This window comes from Thiolapillus sp. (genome assembly GCF_048562965.1).
Lineage (GTDB): Bacteria > Pseudomonadota > Gammaproteobacteria > Chromatiales > Chromatiaceae > Thiolapillus > Thiolapillus brandeum_A.
This window is the reverse complement of sequence record NZ_JBHNMF010000338.1, coordinates 1-3,568: the sequence shown is the minus strand read 5'-3', so window position 1 is coordinate 3,568 and position 3,568 is coordinate 1. Positions and strand designations below refer to the sequence as shown.

1 protein-coding gene is annotated in these 3,568 nt (G+C 34.1%); it reads left to right on the top strand.

What is annotated here, in order from left to right; translation table 11 throughout:
- Nucleotides 1-48 precede the first annotated feature (48 nt).
- Entirely contained in the window at nucleotides 49-3,411 is a 3,363-nt protein-coding gene (locus ACOCD2_RS14400) for a reverse transcriptase domain-containing protein (RefSeq protein WP_419616986.1), read from the top strand.
- Nucleotides 3,412-3,568 lie beyond the last annotated feature (157 nt).

Here is a 3,568-nt window from a genome sequence, read left to right as displayed (position 1 = left end):
GACCGTAGAAGTAATAATTATTCTTTTCTACATTGGAACATTGGTGGCTTGTTTTCAAAACTTAATGATAATGATTTCATTGAATACATTTCATCCTTTGATTTCATTTGTATGGTGGAGACATTTGCAGAAGAATTTCAATCTATTTTATTTAAAGACCACACCATGTACATAAAACCTGCTGTTCGATTTACGAAGCAAGGGAGACGATCAGGAGGAGTGATCTGCCTGATAAGAAACAGTATTGTTCCATATGTACGTGAGCTTTCTTGTAACAGTGGTCATTTTCTACTTTTTCTACTTGATAAGTGTCTTTTCAACGTATCTAAAGATGTTTTGTATGTATGTGCGTACGTACACCCAGAAGGTTCGCCTTATTATGCCTATTTTGACATAGACAATGGCATAAACTTACTCGAAGAATGCTTGGTTGATAATATTTTATCATTAGATGATGTTTTTGTGTTTCTATGTGGCGATCTGAATAGTAGAACTATGGATATTTTCCCGAACATTTATAATGAAGATGATATGTATGAACATGTACTGGAGCGCTCAGATATTACAGTTAGATATCACAGGTGCTCAGAAGACATGGTACTTAATGGCTATGGAAAATTATTGCTGAATATGTGCTGTGCGTTAGAATTAGGTATCTTAAATGGCGTATGTAATGGCGACCGTCAAGGACGCTACACATACATATCTGAAACAGGAAACAGTGTAAATGATTACTATTTAGCTTCCTTTGACTTTATGGATCACGTTTTCACGAGATGTAGACTACATGTAACGGAAAAAATAGAATCAGACCATCTACCACTAGAGTTCTACATTGATAAATTATCTGGGGAAAATAAATGCAAAAATAATATTAGTGATCACGGTCAGTTTATTGAAAAGTTTTATTGGAAAATTGAACATCAGCAACTTTTTAGTGACCTTATGAACTCAGTTGAAACTCATGAAAGATTATTATATGTAACTCAGTTGATAGATGTTGATGTTAATAAAGCATTAGACATGTTTAATGATATTTTGAGGAAAGCAGCAGAATGTATGAAAAAGAGAATCTTTGTAACCAATCATAGCAGACGAAACACAGAATGGTTTGATCAGGAATGTAGATTGGAAAGGAAAAATGTTAGGAAGCTATTGAGAAGATTTAGGAAAACTTTGAACCATGATGATAGAAATGCATATTGTAAAGCTAGAAGGGAATACAAGAATTTGTTGTGTAGGAAGAAAAAAATGTTTCATGATGGACTGTTAAATGAACTTATAAATTCTGTAAAGAACCAACAGGAGTTTTGGCAGACAATGCACAAAATTTCCCATAAGAGAGTGCAACCCCTAAATAGTATTGCTATCGGTGAATGGTTTCAACATTTTAAGGGTGTGCTAGAAAAAGATAGAGAAAACGTAGAAGAAGAATTGCAGTATGAAAATGATGATACAAGTTTCTTGGATCGGCCTATTTCTAAAGAGGAAGTACTTCTTGCTATCAGAAAAATGAAAAACCGTAAAGCTGCTGGCCCTGACGGGCTGTTGGGTGAATTTTTTAAATTCGCTGGTGATGAAGTTGTGAACTTTTTGACCAAACTGTTTAACACTCTTTTTGACAAAGGTGTTTTTCCCAAGACTTGGACTGAATCTCTTTTGTTGCCGTTGTATAAAAAGGGTGATGTAAATAATACTAATAATTATAGAGGTATATTTTTGAATAATGTTAGTAGTAAACTGTATGGCTCAATTATCAATTGCAGATTACAAGAGTGGGTAGAAGTGAATAATATCACGGGTGAACATCAAGCTGGTTTCAAGAATGATTACTCAACTATTGACCATATTTTCACATTGTTTGCTATTATTCAGAAGCAGTTTGTAAACAATCGCAAGTTGTATGTTGCATTCATTGATTTTGAAAAAGCGTTTGATTCAATCTCCAGAAAATTATTGTGGCCAGTCCTCTTAAAAAATGGAATTAAGGGAAAGTTGTACAGGTGTATTAAAAGTATGTATGATGATGTGAAAGCCAAAGTTAAATGTGGTGCAAAATTCAGCGATTTTATAAGCTGCACACGAGGGGTCAAGCAAGGAGATACATGTAGTCCGGTTTTGTTTTCCTTATTTATCAACGAACTAGCGTTAGAAATAATTAATAATGGTAGACATGGTGCGATTCTTAACCCAGATTTCATAGAACTATTTATAATGCTTTTTGCCGATGACATTGTTTTGTTGTCTGAAACTGTGATAGGCTTGCAAACACAGTTGAATAGTTTATACAATGCAGCTTCTAGACTTGAGCTTAAGGTTAATATGGATAAAAGTAATATTGTTGTTTTTAGAAAAGGAGGGTATTTATCTTCAAGAGAAAAGTGGGTTTATGGTGGCTCAACAGTTTCTGTTGTAAACTCATATAAGTACCTTGGCATTTATTTTTCAACGAGGCTTAGTTTTAAACTTACCTGTGATGATTTAGTTAGTAAGGCGAAAAAGGCTGTTCTAAGTATATTGAATAAACTGTACAAGTTTGAGGATAATACCATTGCAATTTTTGTTAAAATATTTGATGCCCAAGTGCAACCAATTGCCCAGTATGGTGCTGAAGTTTGGGGTTTGCAGAAAAATGTTGGTACAGAAAAAGTGCATCTATTTGCCATGAAAAGATTTTTGGGGGTTGGCTGGCGCACACCCAATGATATTGTATATGGTGAGTTTGGAAGATTTCCGATCTATCTGAATTCGTATGTTAAATGTATTCGATACTGGCTAAAACTAACAAGAATGGAACAAAGCAGGTTACCTTTCAAAGCATATAAAATGTTGTACAAATTAGATTGCAACGGTAGGTACACTTGGGCATCAAATGTTCGCAAATGTCTGAGTTTGTATGGTTTTTCACATGTGTGGGATAATCAAGGCGTTGGATGTGTTAATAACTTTTTGCAGTGCTTCAAACAAAGGATCATTGATTGTAGATGGCAGGAATGGGATGATCATATTCAAACTAGCGATAGGTTCGCATTGTATAAAACGTTTAAAACATCATATATAAGAGAACCCTATCTTTTGATAAATTGTAATAGATTTATTAAATGTGCATTGACAAAATTTAGATGTGGGGTTTCAGATATAAAGGTTCATCGTCATAGATATAAAAATTTGAACATTGTTGATATGAATTGCCCACTATGTAATAGTGCAGATGAAGATGAAGTACACTTTGTATTGTGTTGTCCTGCCTTTGATGACCTTAGGAAACAATTTATTCCACTTAAGTATTATAGATACCCGAATCTTTTTCGACTAGGTCTACTTTTAGCTACGCAAAATGAAAATATTTTGAGAAACCTTTGTGTGTATTTGTATAAAGCATTTAAAAGGCGAAGTGTCGTAATCTTATAGCAATAGAAATGTTATTATGCTTCATTACTATATTAGGACTGTATGCATGTGTACGGCTGCATTGTTTAATGTCATGACGTGATAAGTAATTGTTATATGTTCACACCCCTTCAGGAGGGGCTCTGGCCTACTGAATAAAACATTCGTATTCGTATTC